Source organism: Mesorhizobium sp. M1B.F.Ca.ET.045.04.1.1, from assembly GCF_003952465.1.
GTDB lineage: Bacteria > Pseudomonadota > Alphaproteobacteria > Rhizobiales > Rhizobiaceae > Mesorhizobium > Mesorhizobium shonense.
The window spans coordinates 6,670,162-6,685,977 of sequence record NZ_CP034448.1; the positions used below are offsets into that span (position 1 = coordinate 6,670,162).

Here is a 15,816-nt window from a genome sequence, read left to right on the forward strand (position 1 = left end):
TTTCGGCCTGGCGGAATGCGAAGCCTCGATATCAGCATCACCAATGCTGCCCGCTTGGGCAAAGAAGCGCATTTCCTATCGAACGGAACGTAGAAAATATTCTCTCAAAGATTTTGTGACTTGGAGAATGCTGGCCGCCGGCGAGCAGATGCTCGATCTTCGACCGGTCGAAGCAGCGGCTATGAAGCCCGTTGCGCGGCGCGCCAGGGCAAGGGGTCATGCCCCGGCAGCCTCGATACGGTCGGCAGACCTCTGGCTTCCTGAACGCCAAAGCCCAATCGTGTCAGGCAGGCTCGCGCCAAGGCCGCATTGCTGTCGATGACGATCAATCCGTTCGCATCATTGAGGCTGGCGGCCACCACCGATAGTTCGGTGCAGCCGAGCAGCGCGGCATCGGCGCCGGCCAATTGCGCGAGATGAAGCGCGCGCTCTGTCTCGGCCGCCGCATCGGCGATCGAGCCGGCCTTGACGAGGGCGATCGCGCTATCGACGCGTTCCTGAAACTCCGCGTTTGCGGGAAGGCAGAGCTCGAACCCCGCCGCCGATATCTTGTCCTGGTAGAAACCGGAGACGAGCGTGCCTCGGGTTGCGAGGTTCGCAATCCGGCCGCAGTTCAAGCTGCAACCTATTTCCGCCACCACCGCGTCGCCGATGTGGATGATCTCCGCATGCGAGTTCGCAGCCAGTTGATCGTACCAATGGTGGGCAGTATTGCACGGCATCGCGATGCAGGCGACGCCGAGCGCATCGAGCGTCGCGACCGCGGCTTGCAGAGGCGCCAGCGGCCCATCATGGTTGCTGAGGATCGCTTCGGTCCTGTCCGGCAGTTGCGGCACGCTGAGGATGACGGCCGGCACATGTTCGTTGTCGCGCAGCGCCTCGGTCATCCGGGTCAGCTTGAAGTAGAAGTCCGCCGATGCAAGCGGGCCGAGACCGCCTATGATGCCGAGCTCAGGACGGATGCTGTCGTCGATCATCGGACGGGCTCGGCTTCGGGCACTTCCGAGACGGCTTCAACAGTCTGCGCCCCCTCCCTGTGGCTGGGCGCGATCATCGCCGTGCTCGCCGCGACGGTGCTGACGCTGGACAGCGTCATCAGCGTATCCACGGCCGCGTCGACCGCGACGAACAGGGCGAACGCCGCTTCGAAGGGAAGCTTCAGGTAACCGCACACGATGGACATCTGGGACAGGATGAGCAGGCTGCCCATGCCGCCGGTCGTGAGCGCGAGAAGCGCCGAAACAATGCCGACGAGCAGGAGGTCGGGCACGCCAAGCGGATGGCCGTAGAGCTGGGCGATGAACAGGGTGCCTGAGGTGTAGAGAAGCGCGGGGCCGGTCCGCAGCAAGGCCGCCTGCAGCGGCACGAGCAGCTCGACGACCACCAGGCTGAACCTCAGCCGCTCGCTCAACAGGTTGATGACCCACGGCAGCGAGGCGACCGTGGAGCGCGTGGTGATCGCCACCATGAGAAGGGGCTGGAGGGTCTTGATCGTGGCCCAGTAGCTGCGTCGCGACCGGATGGCGATAATTGCAAATGCAACGGCGAGGAATGTGAGGCAGGACAGACCCATCACCAGCAGGTAGCCGCCCATCAACGTGAGCGGCTTGGTTCCGGTCGAGGCGGTCTGGTCGGCGATCAGGACGAAGGTTGCGAAGGGCAGTCCCCAGACGAACCAGTTGGTGAGCACCGTGCAGGCCCGGTAGACGGCATTGAGCGCCTGGGACAGGCTCATGGACGAGGGCTGGGGGATCTTGCCCATTGCAAGGCCGAAAAGCAGGCAGAACAGCAGGACCTGAATGGTCTGGCCGGAGGCGAGCGCGTTGAAGACGTTGTTCGGCACCAGGTCGAGCAGGATCGAATGCTCCCCGTTTGCGTTCCCGTTGGACGGCGGCGGCTGGAACGGAAATGCGAGATCGGTGGATACGCTGCCCTGGGAATTGATGAACTCGCCGAGCTCGATGCGCGACTGCGGATTCTCGATCTGGCCGGGCTGCAGGATGAGCGAATATGTGCCGCTCACCAGCACGGCCAGGAACGAGACGACCAGCACGGCTATGCCGACCTTGCCCAGGTAACGGACGGATTTCGGGTCCTGGACCATCGCCGTGATGGAGAAGATGACCGACGACACCAGGTAGGGCAGCACGACCATCTTGAGGAAATTCAAGTAGACCTGCGCGACAGGGCTGATCGCATGGGAAAACCCGGGATAGTAGAGACCGCACAGGATCCCGGCCAGAATCATCGCGATCGTCGTCACGGGCGAGCGCAATATGCGCCTCGCCGCCAGGCGCCAATCGAAAGGCAGGGGCGCGGCTAGTTCGGAGACGGCCATGGTCAGGCTTTGCTCCCCTGGCGATAGCGCGCGATGATCTCGTCGGTGTTGAGAACCTGCTGGCCGCGCGCGAGATCGAGATAGAGGTCGACAAAGGCCGCGAGATGCGGATTGTCCGGCCTCACACCGATCGCGATGGTGTCGACCTTGTCCGTCAGCGTGATCGAACGCGCCACGACGGTCATCGACGGATCGTCGACCATCAGCTTCTTGATCTCGAAGTCGTCGCGATAGGCCATGTCGATCATGCCGCTCCGGATCGCATCGACAACCGTATTCCATCCCGCGAAGCGACGGATCTGCGCGTGCGGGAAGGTCGTGGCCGCATAGGTGGCGAATGAGGAGCCCTCGATCACGCCGAGATCGCCGGAGAAGTCGCGGATGATCTGTTCCGGCGGCTTGCCCTGCGTAATGCGCGCCAGGTTGAGGCGGTTGGCGAGCAGCCCCTGGTGCAGCATGGCATAGGGTCGCGAATAGAGGATCGAGCGTCCGCGCTGAAGGGTGCGACTGAGCTTGCCGATCGCCATGTCCGCCTGGCCGGACATCAGCTGTTTCACCATGCCGTCGAACGTCACGGCCGATCGATCGAACACCGGCTCGACGCCAAGCTCAGCGGCTATGCCGCGAGCCAGTTCCATGTCGATGCCCTTGTCCCCCGCCCCGTCGGCCGGGAAGAACGGATCGGAAGCGAAAGCCGGCATGGCGATGCGCAGCGCATTGTTGCCCGTGGCAGGCTTCGGGGCGTTCTCCGCCTGAGCGTTTGCTGATCGCACCCGCGCGATCAGCAACCCGCCGCCTCCGGCCGCAAGCAAGGTACGACGTGTAAGCGACATGCGCGTTCTCAATTCGTGCAAGAGAGCCGGACAAACAGATCTGACCAATTCGCAGTATGCACGACGAAGTTAAACAAACGTATCCTTTAAAGCTTTAAATATACTGGTAGACACAGCAACATCGGCATCGCTGAACATGCAATTTCTCTAATATATCGAGAGCCGCGCAAGCACCGTCCAACGTCCGCCGATCGCGCTACCGGGCATGGATCGTCAGAATGTCTCGACCCACGGCCTGAGTTCGACCTCGAAGCTCCAGGCGCTGCGATGCTGGCGATGGACCGCGAGATAGGTCTCGGCGATTGCGTCGGGCGACAGGCGGCGATCGGGACGATCGGGATCGGCCGCCTGTCCGGGCGGTTCGATCTGGCCGTCGATGATGAAATGCGCGACGTGGATGTTTTTGGGGCTGAGCTCGCGCGCCATCGACTGCGCCAGTCCGCGTAGCCCGAATTTCGGCATGGCGAAACCGGCCGAGCCGGAGAACCCTTTGAGGCTTGCGGTCGCGCCCGTGAACAGGATCGAACCTGAGCCGCGCGCAACGAGCCGGCGCGCCGCCTGCTGGCCGACGAGGAAGCCGCCATAGGCACCGACGAGCAGGGCCTGCTTGACCGCCGCGGGATCGAGCTCGGCGATCGGGCCGCGCGTGCGCCCGCTGGCATTGAAGACGGCAATTTCGAGCGGGCCGGCCTTGTCGGCCGCCTCAAACAGCCGTGCCACCGAGGCGGCATCCGACACGTCGGTTTCCACCGCCTGCGCGCCGGTCTCCTCAACCAGCGCCGCGAGCTTGTCGATATTGCGGGCGGCAAGGACGACGCGATAGCCCTCCTCGCCGAGGAGCCGCGCCAGCGAGGCGCTGAGGCCAGATCCAGCGCCTGCGATCACCGCGACATTGGCTGCCATGTCGTTTCCTCCTTGCGATGTGACGTTCGGCCGGTGCCGACGGTCGCACAGGCTCGCGCCTTCCGCGGCAGGAGGCAAGAACGGCGTTGCTCGATTTTCACCGTTCGACGCAAAAAGCCGTGAAGGGATGCGGGGCTTCGCTGACTGCGGCGAAAGACTTGCCTGTCGGACCGATCCGTCCGACACGTGGTTCAACGGCGATTCGAGGAGCGACCATGGAACCAATCTGGGCCGTCGGGCTGATGACCGGCACGGTGCTCGACGGCAATATCGACGTGGCGCTGATCAAGACCGATGGCGAGCGCATCGCCGACTTCGGCACCTATACGCTTGCGCCGTACCCGCAATCGATCCGCAGCATGCTCGAAGAGACGCTGCGCCAGGCGCGCGCCTGGAATTTCGAAGGGCCGGAGCCGGCGATCTTCCGCGAGGCCGAGGAGGCGCTGACGCGCGCTCAGTCAGCCGCGGTCAGGGATCTGGTCGAGAGCCATGGCATGAGCATGGCCGATATCGGCGTCGTCGGTTTCCACGGCCAGACCGTGCTGCATCGTGCCCCTCAGCCGGGACGGATCGGCCGGACGCGCCAGCTCGGCGACGGGGGACTGATGGCTTCGCTTCTCGGCACCAAGGTTGCCTATGACTTCCGCTCGGCCGATGTGGCCGCCGGCGGGCAAGGCGCGCCGCTCGCAGCCGCCTATCACGCGGCGCTGCTCAAGGAGGCCGACGCCAGCGGCGACACCGCCGTGCTCAATCTCGGCGGCGTCGGCAACATCACCTGGTGGGACGGCAAGGACGCAATCGTCGCCTTCGACACCGGACCGGCCAATGCGCCGGTCAACGATTTCATCAAGTCGAAGGGCCTCGGCGAGATGGACCGCGACGGCAAGCTCGCAGCCGCAGGCACTGTCGACGAGGCAAGGCTCGAGCGGCTGCTGCAGCATCCCTATCTCTCGAAACCTTACCCGAAGTCGCTCGACCGCTTCGATTTCACGGCGGCGATGGCCGAGGGGCTCGGCGCGGAGGATGGGGCTGCCACGCTGACGGCCTTCACCGTCTCGGCTGTCGGCAAGGCGCTCGACCTGTTGCCGCGCCGGCCGAAGCGGCTGGCGGTCAGCGGCGGCGGCCGCCGTAATCCGACGATGATGGCGATGCTTGAGAGCCGCGCTCGCGTCGAAGTGGTCCAGGCCGAGACGCTAGGGTGGAAGGGCGATGCGGTGGAAGCGGAATGCTTCGCCTTCCTGGCGGTGCGCGTGTTGCGCGGCCTGCCAATCAGCTTTCCGAGCACCACCGGCGTGCCGCAGCCGATGCGCGGCGGCCGACTGGCCGGCTGATCAGGTTGAAGCCAGATGCTTCTGCAGGAAGATGCGGCTACGGCCGACCGGAAAGTCGGGAAGCGTACCGAACGGCTGGTAGCCCTGGCGCTGATAGACCTTGGCGGCGGTCGGGTTGAAAGTGTCGATCCAGGCGGCCTTGCAGCCGCGCGCCAGCGCTTCCCGCTCGGCGGCATCCAGCATGCCGGCGGCGATGCGCCGGCCGCGCAGCTTTTCATCGACCCAGAGCCACTGCACATAGAGCCAGCCCCAGGCGGTGTAGCCGGATATGCCGGCGACGATCGCTCCGGCATCATCGCGCACGAAGACGGCGAGCGCCTTCCGGGCTGAAGCGCCGACATCGCCGTCATTGAAAGCGGTGAGGCTCTCGCCGAGAAAAGCGAGGTCCCGAGGCAAGGGCTCGGCGGTAATCTCGAGCGTCGTCTTCATCGTCGCTCCGGGTGCGGTTCGGAAGCCAGCCTTAGCGAAGGAGTGAGCGAAGACGCAAGCCTATTGGCGATTACCCGAGCGCCATGCCGCGGCCGATGCCGCCACCAGCATCAGCAGGACGGCGATCAGGGCGCAGTTGGCGAAACCGAGGCCTGTGTAGAGCGGACCGAAACCGGCGGTGCCGACGGTGACCGCGAGATAGGTGACCGCGCTGTTCAGGCCCATGATGGTGCCGCGCCGCGCGGGATCGAGCGCGGTGAGTCGCATCACAAGCACGTTAAGCCCGAAATGGTTGGCCAGGCCCCAGGCGGCGATCGTCGCCATCAGCGGGCCGAAGCCACCGCTAACCAAGGCCATAGCGACATAGACGGCGGCGACCAGCAGATAGGCGACGGGCATGACGCGACGCGCGCCGAGACGGTCGATGATGCCGTCGAGCAATGCGGCCGCGCCGAAGCCGAGGCCGTAAGCGATTGCCGCGAGGCCGTTGGCGCTGACCGGCTCGCCGAGGTCTTTGTGGAGGTGGTCGCCGAGATAGCCGTAGACGCCGTAAAAGGCGGTCATGAAGGCGCCGCAGGCGATGAGAAGCGGAATGATCCCAGGCACGGCCAGCGCGCCAAGCGGCGAAGGTGCGGGACCGCTCTTCCTGGTGTCGCGCAGCGAGCTCATCGTCAGACCTGCGACGGCGGTTCCGGCGAGAAGCGCGACAGTGGCGAAGACGGCGCGCCAATGGATGAGATCGGCCAGCACGGCTGACAGCGAGACGCCGGCGACCATAGAGAGCGTCCAGCCGGTCAACACGACGCCGATCGTACCGCTCTCGCGGCCGGGCGGCGCGATCGCCGCCGAACTGGCATAGATCGCCGGCATGGCGATGCCAGCGGCAACGCCGGCAACAAGCTGGGCCGCCACCAGCGCCGTCACCGTCGGCGCGAGCGCGCTTGCCACCAGCGCCAGCGCAAGCAAAAGCAAAGCGCCCTGCAGCATCCGGCGCGCGCCGATCCTGTCGATGTAGCGGGCGAGAAAAAGCGCGCTGGCCGATGTGCCAAGGCCGAAGGCGGCGGCCGCCGTCATCACCGCGGGCACGCTTGTCCCGAACGATGCCGCGACAGCGGGCGCGATCGGTCCGAGAACCAGCGAGTTGGAGCCGATGACGGCGATGCAGCCGGTAAGCAGATAAGCGGCCGCCGGGATGGGCGCGCGCGGCGCCGCAGTCAGAATTGCTGATTGATCACTGTTCGACATATCTCCATAATGGCCGAATTGAATTCAGCATCAATGGAGAACTTCCATATGGACGCAGAAACAGATGACGTTCAGCGGAACAGGCAACCTGCCCGCGAGGTCGACCCGATCGACCGAAAAATATTAGGTGCGCTGGTCGATGACGCGACCATCAGCTATGCCGAGCTCGGCGAGCGCGTCGGCCTGTCGCCGCCGGCGGCGCATGAACGGGTGAAGCGGCTCAGGCGCAGCGGCGCCATCCGCGCCACCTCGGCGATCATCGATCCGAAGGCGGTGAAGAAGCCGCTGCTTGCCTTCGTGCATATCGACACAAGAGGCTGGGGCAAGACACCGGAGCTGATGGCGATTTCGGAATGCCCGGAAGTCGAGGAAATCCATTCGGTCGCCGGCGATACCTGCATGCTGCTCAAGGTGCGCACCGAGGACACACGCGCGCTCGAAGGTCTGCTGTCGCGCATCTACGAGACACCCGGGGTGGTTTCGACACGGAGCTATGTTGTGCTGTCGACCTATCTCGAACGGCCGGTGCAGCCCGAGATCACGGCCGAATGGCCGGCGCCCCGGCATATGGCGACGCCGGTGTACTAGACTGCTGTCAGACGATCCGGGTCAGACTTCCCTGTTGTCGAAAAGGAACATCTGGACGCCCGAGTCATCAGGTGCGTAGATTCGGCGATCCGCCCCGGCCGCCCGTCCCTCCGGACTTGCGAACGCCTTTTCGATTGCCGCAAGGTCGTCGAAATACAGCGTTCCAATCCGATGGATATTGGAACTTCCTACCGGCGTCGCGATGGGGCCGTCGCTGACTTCGTATTTCCTGAGACCTGGAATCTTCTTGGCGAGTGGTACGTGGATTTCGAAGTAATGTCGGTCAAATGCCTCCACGTCCTTCGGTGTCGGGTAGATTACGACCATCCGGGCCATTGTGATGCTCCTTCCGTTCGGACACACCAAGGACGACCCGAAGGATCGAAACGGAACGCGACGTAGAAGATTTTTTGCAAGATCTTGAAGGTCCGTGCTTTGCCGAGCGTGGCAACGACCAACGCAGCTGCTGCAACCGACCGGTCTTACAGGTTCGTGGCGTCGCGATAGATGTCGAGGACGCGCGTGATGCTGCCGATCAGAAGCTCGTGTGCGGTCGGCTTGATCCGGCCGGCGCCGACCTCGGCATCGAGATGCCCGAGATACTGGCTGATTAGCGGGCGCGGAATCTCCCGGTCGCCAAGTGCGGCCAGCAGCGCTTCGACGGCATGCTGCGCGTCTGGAGACGGCCAGTAGTAGCGGATGCGGTCGCTGAAGGAGAAATGTCGCTGCAGGCGCTGCTCGTCGGGCGTGCCCGGATAGTACTTCTGCCAATTGCCGGGCGAGGCCAGCATGAGGCGCTCCATTGCCGCCGGCAGGTTTTCGCGCGATGGGTGGGCTGCCAGCTGATCGGCGATGGAACTCAAGCCATAGAGCGCCTCGCGCAATGCGAAGGTGAGCCAGGGGCCGACCTTGAGGATGGCAAAGCCGTCGCGCACCAACGCGGCCAACGCTTCCGCCGGCTGATAGTCGGTCGAATGCGCCTCGAAGACGAATTGCGGCATGCTCTCCAGCGATGCCACCAGCTTCGTCGCCTTCTGAGGCGCATAGGCGATGATGTCGGCATTGCCGAACTCGACGCCGGGCTGGACGACGACACCGATGGCGCGGGCGAAGGCGGCATCGAGGCCGAGGCGGGAGAAGGCCTGTCGATGGACCTCAACGGTGCGCAGCGCATCGGCCGGTTCGGTCACATGCATATGATCGAGCGCTTCCAGCGCGCCGCCGGGCACCGGCACTTCGGTGCCGATGATGTAGACGGGTTTCTGGCCTCCGGTGCGCGCGACCGCCGCCTCGGCGGCCGCCGCAAGATCGGCCGCGCGCGCGGCGATCGTCTCGTCGGCGAGCGCGACGGAATCGTTGGCGCAGGCCATGCTGGTGTCGAGATGCAGCTTGGTGAAGCCGGCGCCGGCATAGGCGTCGATCATTGCCGCAGCCTTCCGCATCGCTTGCGCCGCGGGCAGGTGCTTCCACGGATTCGGGCCGAGATGGTCGCCGCCAAGGATCAGCCGGTCGTGCGGAAAGCCGGTCTTGCCTGCATGCGCCTCGACGAAAGCGCGAAAAGCGGCCGGCGTCATGCCGGTATAGCCGCCCTCGTGGTTGACCTGGTTGCATGTCGCCTCGATCAGCACATCGGTGCCATGCGCTGCACCATGGCGGAGCGTCGCTTCGATCACCAGCGGATGCGCCGAACAGATCGAAGCGATGCCGCCCTTGCCGCCTGCCAGGCGGCGCGCGGAGATCCCTGCGAATCTTGTCGTGGCGGCGCTCATGCGCGTGGCCCTGCCTTGGCGATAAAGGCCTCGACATCGGCGAGCCGGTGAATGCCTTCCATCGGCCCCTTGCGGGTGACGGCAAGCGCGCCGCAGGCATTGGCGATGCGCAGCGCCTCGACCGGAGCGCCGCCGCGCAGCCAGAAGGAAACAAAGGCGGCGCCGAAGCAATCGCCGGCGCCGGTCGGATCGACTTCCTCGACGGCAAAGCCTGGCATTGCGACCGTGCCTTGCCGGTCGTGATAGGCAGCGCCTTCCGCACCCTTCTTCAGCACGACACAGGAGATGCCTCGCCCCAACAGTTCGCCAACCGCGCCCTGCTCGTCGCCCGCCGAGGAAAATAGAAACAACTCGTTGCCGCTGGGCAGGAAGACATCGGTCTGCGCCAGCACTTTGTCGAGCGCCTGACGCATGCCGGAAGCCTGCATGATCTCGCGGCGGATGTTGGGATCGAAGGACACGGTGCCGCCCTTGGCCTTCACCGCCGCGATCGCGGCGAGCGCGACTTCGGTGGCGCCGTCGGAAAACAGCGAGGAGCCCATGACATGGACATGGTCGGCGCTGGCCAAGAGTCGCTTGGCCGCGTCGTCCATCTCCAGCAGGCCGGCGGCGCTGTTGCGGATGTTGAAAACGAAATGCCTGGAAGCATCGGGCCGATAGGTGACGAAGGCGGTACCGGTGGCATGGCCCTCATGGACCGCGATCGCCGAAACGTCGGCGCCGAGCGCGCTGAGCCGGTCGATGTTCACTTGACCGAAATCGTCGTTGCCGACGGCGCCGATGAGACCGGCGGGCTGGCCGAGCGCCGCCGCCTGGCCGATGAAGATCGCCGGCGCGCCGGATGGGAACGGTCCGACCAGCGGTCCGGGCTCGAGAAAGCTCTGGCCGATGCGCTCGGCCATGATCTCGACGAGGATCTCGCCGGCTGAGACCACCTTCTTCATCCATGTCCTCCCGGCATTCGTCCGCGGAGTCCGTTCTCTGGATCACCGCAGATATCAAAAATTGAATACGGCCTTGGGTTTTTCACGTCAATTAATAAATTTACGCGTGGAATAATTTCACAAAGCGCGTTGAAACTTGCAAAGTTGTCTGTAAAGTTTCAGCTTGCAGTCGCGCGCCGGCGCACCGTATGTAGGCACCGGGTAGCGCATGGGAGCAAGATTCCATGTCGCGAGGATTTGAATGCCGATGACGCATAAGACAATGGAGGATTTTGCCCGTTCCTGCGGCGTCTCCAGGCCGACTTTGTCGAAGTATTTCGACGATCCGACCAGCGTCAAGCCGGCGACGAGAAAACGCATCGAGGATGCGCTGCGCTCGTCCGACTACCAGCCCAATCTGTTCGCGCGCAATCTCAACCGCAAGCGCACCCGCAGCATCGGCATCGTCGTGCCGACGGTGACCGATCCCTTCTATTCCGAGATGGTCAGCCGCATCGAGCTCCGGCTGCGCGACGAAGGCTATTGGCCGATCGTCATTTCCTCGCACGGGTCGAGCGAGCTCGAGGCGGAAGCGACTCGAACCATCCTGTCGCTGAAGGTTTCGGGCGCGCTGATTGCGCCGCTCGGACGGCGTTCGGACCAGCGGGCGATCGAGAAGCTGACGCAGGCGATCCCGATCGTCTATTTCGACACCTATCTCGAAGGCGACACGCCTTTCGTCGGCAACAACAATGTGCAGAGCATGTCGACCATCGTCGACTACCTTTGCCGCTCGGGCGACGCCCCGGTCTATTTCGACATCCCGCACGTCAACCACAATTCGCGCGAGCGGGTGGAAAGCTATATCGATGCCATGAAGCGGCTCGGACAGGAGCCGGCCGTGTTCGGCAACATCGAGGACTACACGTGGGAGTTCGAACGGATCGGCTACGAGCAGACGGAGAAGATGCTCGGCAATGGCGGCCTGCCGGGCAAGACGATCCTGTGCGCCAATGACCGCCTCGCCTTCGGCGTGATGGCGGCGGCCTTCTCGAAGGGGCTGAAGGTGGGCCGAAAGGCCGATTGCGACCTGCGCGTCGCAGCCCACGATGACCATCCGCTCAGCCGCTACACTTGCCCGGCGCTCACCACCATGGCGCAGGATTTTGCGGCGATGGCCGGCCGCAGCGTCGAAACGCTGCTTACCCTGCTCGACGAAGACGGCACGACCGTCGCGCCGAAGGTCAACCTCGACGCGACGCTGGTGATGCGTCAGTCGGCCTGATATCGGCCGGAAGCCCGCTCGAACTCTCACGGGGCGAACGCGGCGCCTCAGGCAAGCAGGCTCGCCGCCTCATCCTCGCCGAGAAGCGGCGGCTGGTCGACCGTGCCGACGACGGCGACAAAGTTGCGGCTCTCGCCGGAGGCGAGGATCGCTTCCATGATCTCCAGCACGTGCAGCGCAAGCTCGCCGGATGCGCGCGGCCTCCTGTCTTCCGCCAGCGACCGCGCCAGGTCGGCGACGCCGAGCATGCGGTAGTTGGCGCGGTCCGGCCCGGCATAGGGCCAGTTGCGCGCGCCGTAGAGCTCGTTCTCGCTGGCAAAATCCTTCCAGTCGTCGCCGCGCGCCGACAGCGAGACGGTGCCGCCGAAGGTGTCGGGGTCGGGCAGCCTGAGCGAGCCTTCCGTGCCGTGCAGCTCGATCGGATGGTTGGAGTGCCTGAAGACATCCCAGGACGCACCGAAGGCGACGGTGGCGCCGGAGCGGAATTCGAGCAGCGACAGGATGTTGGTCGGCGTGCCGACCCTGAAACTGGTGTTCTTGTATGGCCCCTCGGCGGTGATCAGCCGCTCCTCCTGGCCACGCGTCGCCATCGCCATGACGCGGGCGACCGGACCGAGCAGGTTGACCAACATGGTCAGATAATAAGGCCCCATATCGAAGACCGGACCGCCGCCCGGCTGGTAGTAGAATTGCGGATTGGGATGCCAGTGCTCCATGCCGCGCCCCATCATGAAGGCGGTGCCGGTCACGGCGCGGCCGATCGCGCCCTGGTCCATCAGCCGGCGCGCCCGGCGCCCGGCGGCGCCGAGAAAGGTGTCGGGTGCCGAGCCCAGCAGCAAACCGCGCTTGGCCGCCTCGGCGACCAGCCGGCGGCCATCGCTGGCCGAGGTCGCGAGAGGTTTTTCGGTGAAGACATGTTTTCCGGCCGAGAGCGCCGAAAACGAGATGTCGAAATGCGCCGAGGGAATGGTGAGGTTGAGGACGAGATCGACCTCCGGATCGGCGAGCAGCGCATCGACGCCGAGCGCGCGGATGCCATAGTCCTTGGCGCGCAAGGCGGCCATGTCGGCGGAAATATCGGCGCAGGCGCGCAATTCCACACCGGAAAAAAGTGCCGCGTTGCGCAGATAGGTCATCGATATGTTACCGCAGCCGACAACGCCGATGCCGAGCTTTTCCCCTGATTTTGCTTGCATTTTCCTTTCGACCTCCCAATGCGGCAGCGCCCGAGACAGCCCGCCGCAATGGCGGCGGACAATTTTCGTGACTCGCTATAGCGCATTTTAAATCTTGACGCGCGTAAAATTTTTATAGAGCATGTGAAAACGCTGGCGCAGCGTCGGAGGCCGCCAGCCTTGAGGAGGAGAAAATGACTGACATGAAAAAACGGCCGACGGCCGGCACCAAGCCCGTGGGTCATGCGCGCATTGGATTTTGTCGTCGCGGTCAGGGACCGCGACGGGTTCAGGCATAGATCACCTTGGCCCCGATCCTATCGAGCTGGCTGCGCATCGGACCGGGCAGGCCATCGTCGGTGATCACCACATCGACGGCCGACAGCGAAAATGCCTTGGAGGTCCCGCTGACGCCCCATTTGCTCGAATCCGCGAGGAGGACGACGCGCCGGGCCATGCGAACGAGGTTTCGCTTCGTTCGCGCCATGTCTTCGTTCACGTCGACCACATCCAGCGACGAGTCTATCGCATGCGCTCCAACAAAGACCTGATGCGCCACCAAGCCGCCGAGAGCCGTGTCGGCATCGGTGATCAGCGTGCTCACCGTGTCGGGATAGACCCGGCCGCCGATCATGTGAACGTCGAGTCCGGGACGATGCATCAGATGCTGCACGATATTCATGGCCGTGGCCGCGACCACGACATTGCTGAGCGGCGGTAACTGCATGGCAACCTGCATCAATGTCGAGCCGCCGTCGAAGATGACCGATTGGTTGTCCTCGAACAGGTCTACCGCCGCCCGGGCGATGCGCATCTTTGCATCGAGGTTGGTTTGCATCCGCCGGGCGAACGCGGCCGTGGTCGAATCGGTGGTCCGGGTCACCGCCCCTCCACGGGTCTTGGTCAGCAGTCCCTTGCGGTCCAGTATCTCGAGGTCGGAGCGCACCGTGACCTCGGACACGCCAAAACCGTCCGACAGGTCCTTCGTGCGAACCTGTCCGCTGCGTTGCACCTCGCTCAGGATCGATTGGCGTCTCTGCTCCGACAACATTGCCCTGCCCTTGCCTCCCTGCGCCAAGCAACCGCTCCGGCCTCGGCTCACCTTGCCAAAAATACGCGAATTCGAAAGCTTTCGAAAGATTGCATTTCTCATTTCTTTCGCAAACACTGAGTTCAGGATTTCGAAATCAAACGATTGGGGAATTTTGCACTCATGAGCCTAGGAACCAAGGTGCGTCTTGCACGCCTCTTCTCGCATCCATCGGGGAATCTTTTTGGAGGCGCGGTCGACCACTTTGTCGGCTATGGCGACGTGCGCAAAGGCGGTCTTGCCGACCTGCCGGGCGCGCTCGCGCGCGTCATGGTGGGCAAACCCGACTACGTCAGCATCCAGCCTGGCACCGCCCGCCATCTGTGGCCGCAATACGCGGGCAAGGCTTCGCTGGTGATCCAGGCTGGCTGCTTCACCCCGGACGATCGCATCAGTGAGTTGATTGCAACTCCCGAGGATGCGGTACGCGCGGGCGCCGATGCGTTGGCCGTGGCCATCCCGGTGCGTGGCGCGACCGAGGGCAAGTACATACGCTGGCTGACCGATTCGGTGAATGCGGCGGCCCGCTACGGCATGCCGGTGGTGGCGCATATCTACCCTCGCGATTTCACCGACGGAGCAAAGATCGTCTTCACCCCTGACGAGATCGCCTATGCGGCGCGCATCGGCTACGAGTCCGGCGTTGACGTGATCAAGATCGGCTACACGGGCGATTTCGAGTCGTTCCGGGAGACCGTCCGGACCTGCCCGGTTCCGGTTGTGATCGCGGGTGGTCCGAAGACCGATACGCTGCTCGGCGCCCTTCAGCAGACGGCGGACGCCATCCGTGCCGGCGCGCGCGGTGCCGTGGTGGGCCGCAATCTCTGGGGGCATGGCGATCCGCAGAAGGCAGCGCTTGCCTTCCGGGGCGTCATCCATGACGGGCTTTCGGCAGAAGACGCCCTGGCGAAGGCGGGTGCCTGACCGATGCCCACCGTCCCTTCAATCCTCGGCTTCGGCGCTATCGCGATCGACGACATCGTCTATGTCGATCAGCCGTTGTCGGCGGGCAAGGGGAAGGTTCTGCAAAGCGCCCGCGCTTTCGGGGGAAATGTCGCGACAGCCCTTGCCGCCGTCGCGCGGCTCGGCGGAACCGCCGGGTTCGTCGGATGGCTGGGCAGTGCCGCGGACGACGCCACGCTGTGCGATCTCGTTGCGAGCGGCGTTGAAACCGCATTCGCGCCGCGCCACCCGCACGCATGCCCGGTGCGCTCGCGGATCACCGTCGGCTCGGATGGGGAGCGTTTCATCGCGTATGACGACGACGCGATGCTGGGCACCGCGCCGGACTTTCCGGACGAGGTCCTCGGCCGCGCGACCGTCCTGATCGTCGATAGCTACGCGATCCGGTCGTTGGATGTCGTGGCTCGGGCCCGCGATCTCGGCCTTGCGATCCTCGGCGATATCGAATGGAGCGGCGGGCCAGTCACCGAGAGGCTGATCGCGCTCTGCGACCATCTCATTCTCCCCCTCGGCTTCGCGCGGGCTGCCACGGGCCGCCGATCGCCCGCCGAGATGCTCGATGCATTGTGGTTGCCGTCGCGGTCCGCCGTGGTTCTGACCGATGGCGGCAGAGGCGTCTATTATCGCGGACGCAACGAGACAGGGCTCTGGCACCTGCCTCCGCACGGGGTTGCCGTCGTCGACTCGACCGGCGCCGGCGACTGCTTTCACGGCGCCTATGCCCATGCATTGACGCGCGGAGCCGACATCGCAGGCCGGGTCGCATTCGCGGCCGCGGCGGCGGCTCTTTCGATAACGGGGCGTGGCGGGCGCGAGGCGCTTCCGACCGACGACCAGGTCACGGAACTCCTGGCATCGACGGGCGCTCCGTCAGCAGTCGAACTGAAACATGCGCAGCTCGATACAGGAACATAGCCTATCCGAGGAAATATCTCACAGGTGAA

General features: G+C 64.5%; 16 protein-coding genes. 5 read left to right on the forward strand and 11 right to left on the reverse strand.

The annotated features are described in order from the left end of the window. Positions 1 to 179: 179 nt before the first annotated feature. From EJ071_RS33180 to EJ071_RS33195, 4 genes are all read right to left on the reverse strand, one after another. Entirely contained in the window at positions 180 to 977 is a 798-nt protein-coding gene (locus tag EJ071_RS33180) for an amino acid racemase (RefSeq protein WP_126101629.1), read from the reverse strand. Then, positions 974 to 2,263, reverse strand: coding sequence for a cation:dicarboxylase symporter family transporter (locus EJ071_RS33185; RefSeq protein WP_245460059.1), 1,290 nt, complete (start codon positions 2,261 to 2,263; stop codon positions 974 to 976). Before EJ071_RS33185 ends, EJ071_RS33180 begins: the two co-directional genes overlap by 4 nt. Positions 2,264 to 2,340: 77 nt before the next feature. Then, positions 2,341 to 3,171, reverse strand: a complete 831-nt coding sequence (locus EJ071_RS33190; RefSeq protein ID WP_189521322.1) for a transporter substrate-binding domain-containing protein — start codon at positions 3,169 to 3,171, stop codon at positions 2,341 to 2,343. A gap of 213 nt (positions 3,172 to 3,384) precedes the next feature. Then, positions 3,385 to 4,074, reverse strand: a complete 690-nt coding sequence (locus EJ071_RS33195) for an SDR family NAD(P)-dependent oxidoreductase (protein WP_126101631.1) — start codon at positions 4,072 to 4,074, stop codon at positions 3,385 to 3,387. A gap of 215 nt (positions 4,075 to 4,289) precedes the next feature. On the opposite strand from EJ071_RS33195, the gene EJ071_RS33200 reads away from it, so the two are divergent. Then, positions 4,290 to 5,405: an anhydro-N-acetylmuramic acid kinase gene (locus tag EJ071_RS33200; protein ID WP_126101632.1), complete on the forward strand. Its 1,116-nt coding sequence runs from the start codon at positions 4,290 to 4,292 to the stop codon at positions 5,403 to 5,405. On the opposite strand, the gene EJ071_RS33205 is transcribed toward EJ071_RS33200, so the two are convergent. Both EJ071_RS33205 and EJ071_RS33210 read right to left on the reverse strand, forming a co-directional pair. Beyond that, entirely contained in the window at positions 5,406 to 5,834 is a 429-nt protein-coding gene (locus EJ071_RS33205; protein WP_126101633.1) for a GNAT family N-acetyltransferase, read from the reverse strand. A gap of 60 nt (positions 5,835 to 5,894) precedes the next feature. Continuing rightward, positions 5,895 to 7,079 carry an MFS transporter gene (locus EJ071_RS33210; RefSeq protein ID WP_126101634.1) on the reverse strand — a complete coding sequence of 395 codons (1,185 nt, stop codon included), beginning with the start codon at positions 7,077 to 7,079 and terminating at the stop codon, positions 5,895 to 5,897. 48 nt (positions 7,080 to 7,127) lie between these two features. On the opposite strand from EJ071_RS33210, the gene EJ071_RS33215 reads away from it, so the two are divergent. Beyond that, the gene (locus EJ071_RS33215; protein ID WP_126101635.1) at positions 7,128 to 7,667 is read left to right on the forward strand and encodes an Lrp/AsnC family transcriptional regulator; all 540 of its coding nucleotides are present in this window, start codon (positions 7,128 to 7,130) and stop codon (positions 7,665 to 7,667) included. 21 nt (positions 7,668 to 7,688) lie between these two features. On the opposite strand, the gene EJ071_RS33220 is transcribed toward EJ071_RS33215, so the two are convergent. The 3 genes from EJ071_RS33220 to EJ071_RS33230 all read right to left on the reverse strand — a co-directional run bounded on the left by EJ071_RS33220 (position 7,689) and on the right by EJ071_RS33230 (position 10,380). Beyond that, positions 7,689 to 8,003: an EthD family reductase gene (locus EJ071_RS33220; RefSeq protein ID WP_126101636.1), complete on the reverse strand. Its 315-nt coding sequence runs from the start codon at positions 8,001 to 8,003 to the stop codon at positions 7,689 to 7,691. A 146-nt stretch (positions 8,004 to 8,149) separates the two neighbouring features. Beyond that, positions 8,150 to 9,436 (reverse strand): D-tagatose-bisphosphate aldolase, class II, non-catalytic subunit, encoded by a 1,287-nt coding sequence (locus EJ071_RS33225; RefSeq protein ID WP_126101637.1) that lies wholly within the window; start codon positions 9,434 to 9,436, stop codon positions 8,150 to 8,152. After that, positions 9,433 to 10,380, reverse strand: a complete 948-nt coding sequence (locus EJ071_RS33230; RefSeq protein ID WP_126101638.1) for a sugar kinase — start codon at positions 10,378 to 10,380, stop codon at positions 9,433 to 9,435. Before EJ071_RS33230 ends, EJ071_RS33225 begins: the two co-directional genes overlap by 4 nt. A 241-nt stretch (positions 10,381 to 10,621) precedes the next feature. On the opposite strand from EJ071_RS33230, the gene EJ071_RS33235 reads away from it, so the two are divergent. Continuing rightward, a complete protein-coding gene (locus EJ071_RS33235; protein WP_126101639.1) occupies positions 10,622 to 11,644 on the forward strand; it encodes a LacI family DNA-binding transcriptional regulator in 1,023 nt (340 codons plus the stop codon). 47 nt (positions 11,645 to 11,691) lie between these two features. On the opposite strand, the gene EJ071_RS33240 is transcribed toward EJ071_RS33235, so the two are convergent. Both EJ071_RS33240 and EJ071_RS33245 read right to left on the reverse strand, forming a co-directional pair. Continuing rightward, complete coding sequence (locus EJ071_RS33240; protein WP_126101640.1) at positions 11,692 to 12,840, reverse strand: Gfo/Idh/MocA family oxidoreductase; 1,149 nt, start codon at positions 12,838 to 12,840, stop codon at positions 11,692 to 11,694. A gap of 268 nt (positions 12,841 to 13,108) precedes the next feature. Further along, the gene (locus EJ071_RS33245) at positions 13,109 to 13,870 is read right to left on the reverse strand and encodes a DeoR/GlpR family DNA-binding transcription regulator (protein WP_126102821.1); all 762 of its coding nucleotides are present in this window, start codon (positions 13,868 to 13,870) and stop codon (positions 13,109 to 13,111) included. A 162-nt stretch (positions 13,871 to 14,032) separates the two neighbouring features. Between EJ071_RS33245 and EJ071_RS33250 the strand changes: the two genes are divergently transcribed. Together EJ071_RS33250 and EJ071_RS33255 are read left to right on the forward strand one after the other, a co-directional pair. Beyond that, the gene (locus EJ071_RS33250) at positions 14,033 to 14,833 is read left to right on the forward strand and encodes a class I fructose-bisphosphate aldolase (protein WP_126101641.1); all 801 of its coding nucleotides are present in this window, start codon (positions 14,033 to 14,035) and stop codon (positions 14,831 to 14,833) included. Positions 14,834 to 14,836: 3 nt separating this feature from the next. Then, a complete protein-coding gene (locus EJ071_RS33255; RefSeq protein ID WP_126101642.1) occupies positions 14,837 to 15,787 on the forward strand; it encodes a PfkB family carbohydrate kinase in 951 nt (316 codons plus the stop codon). The last annotated feature ends 29 nt before the right edge of the window (positions 15,788 to 15,816 follow it).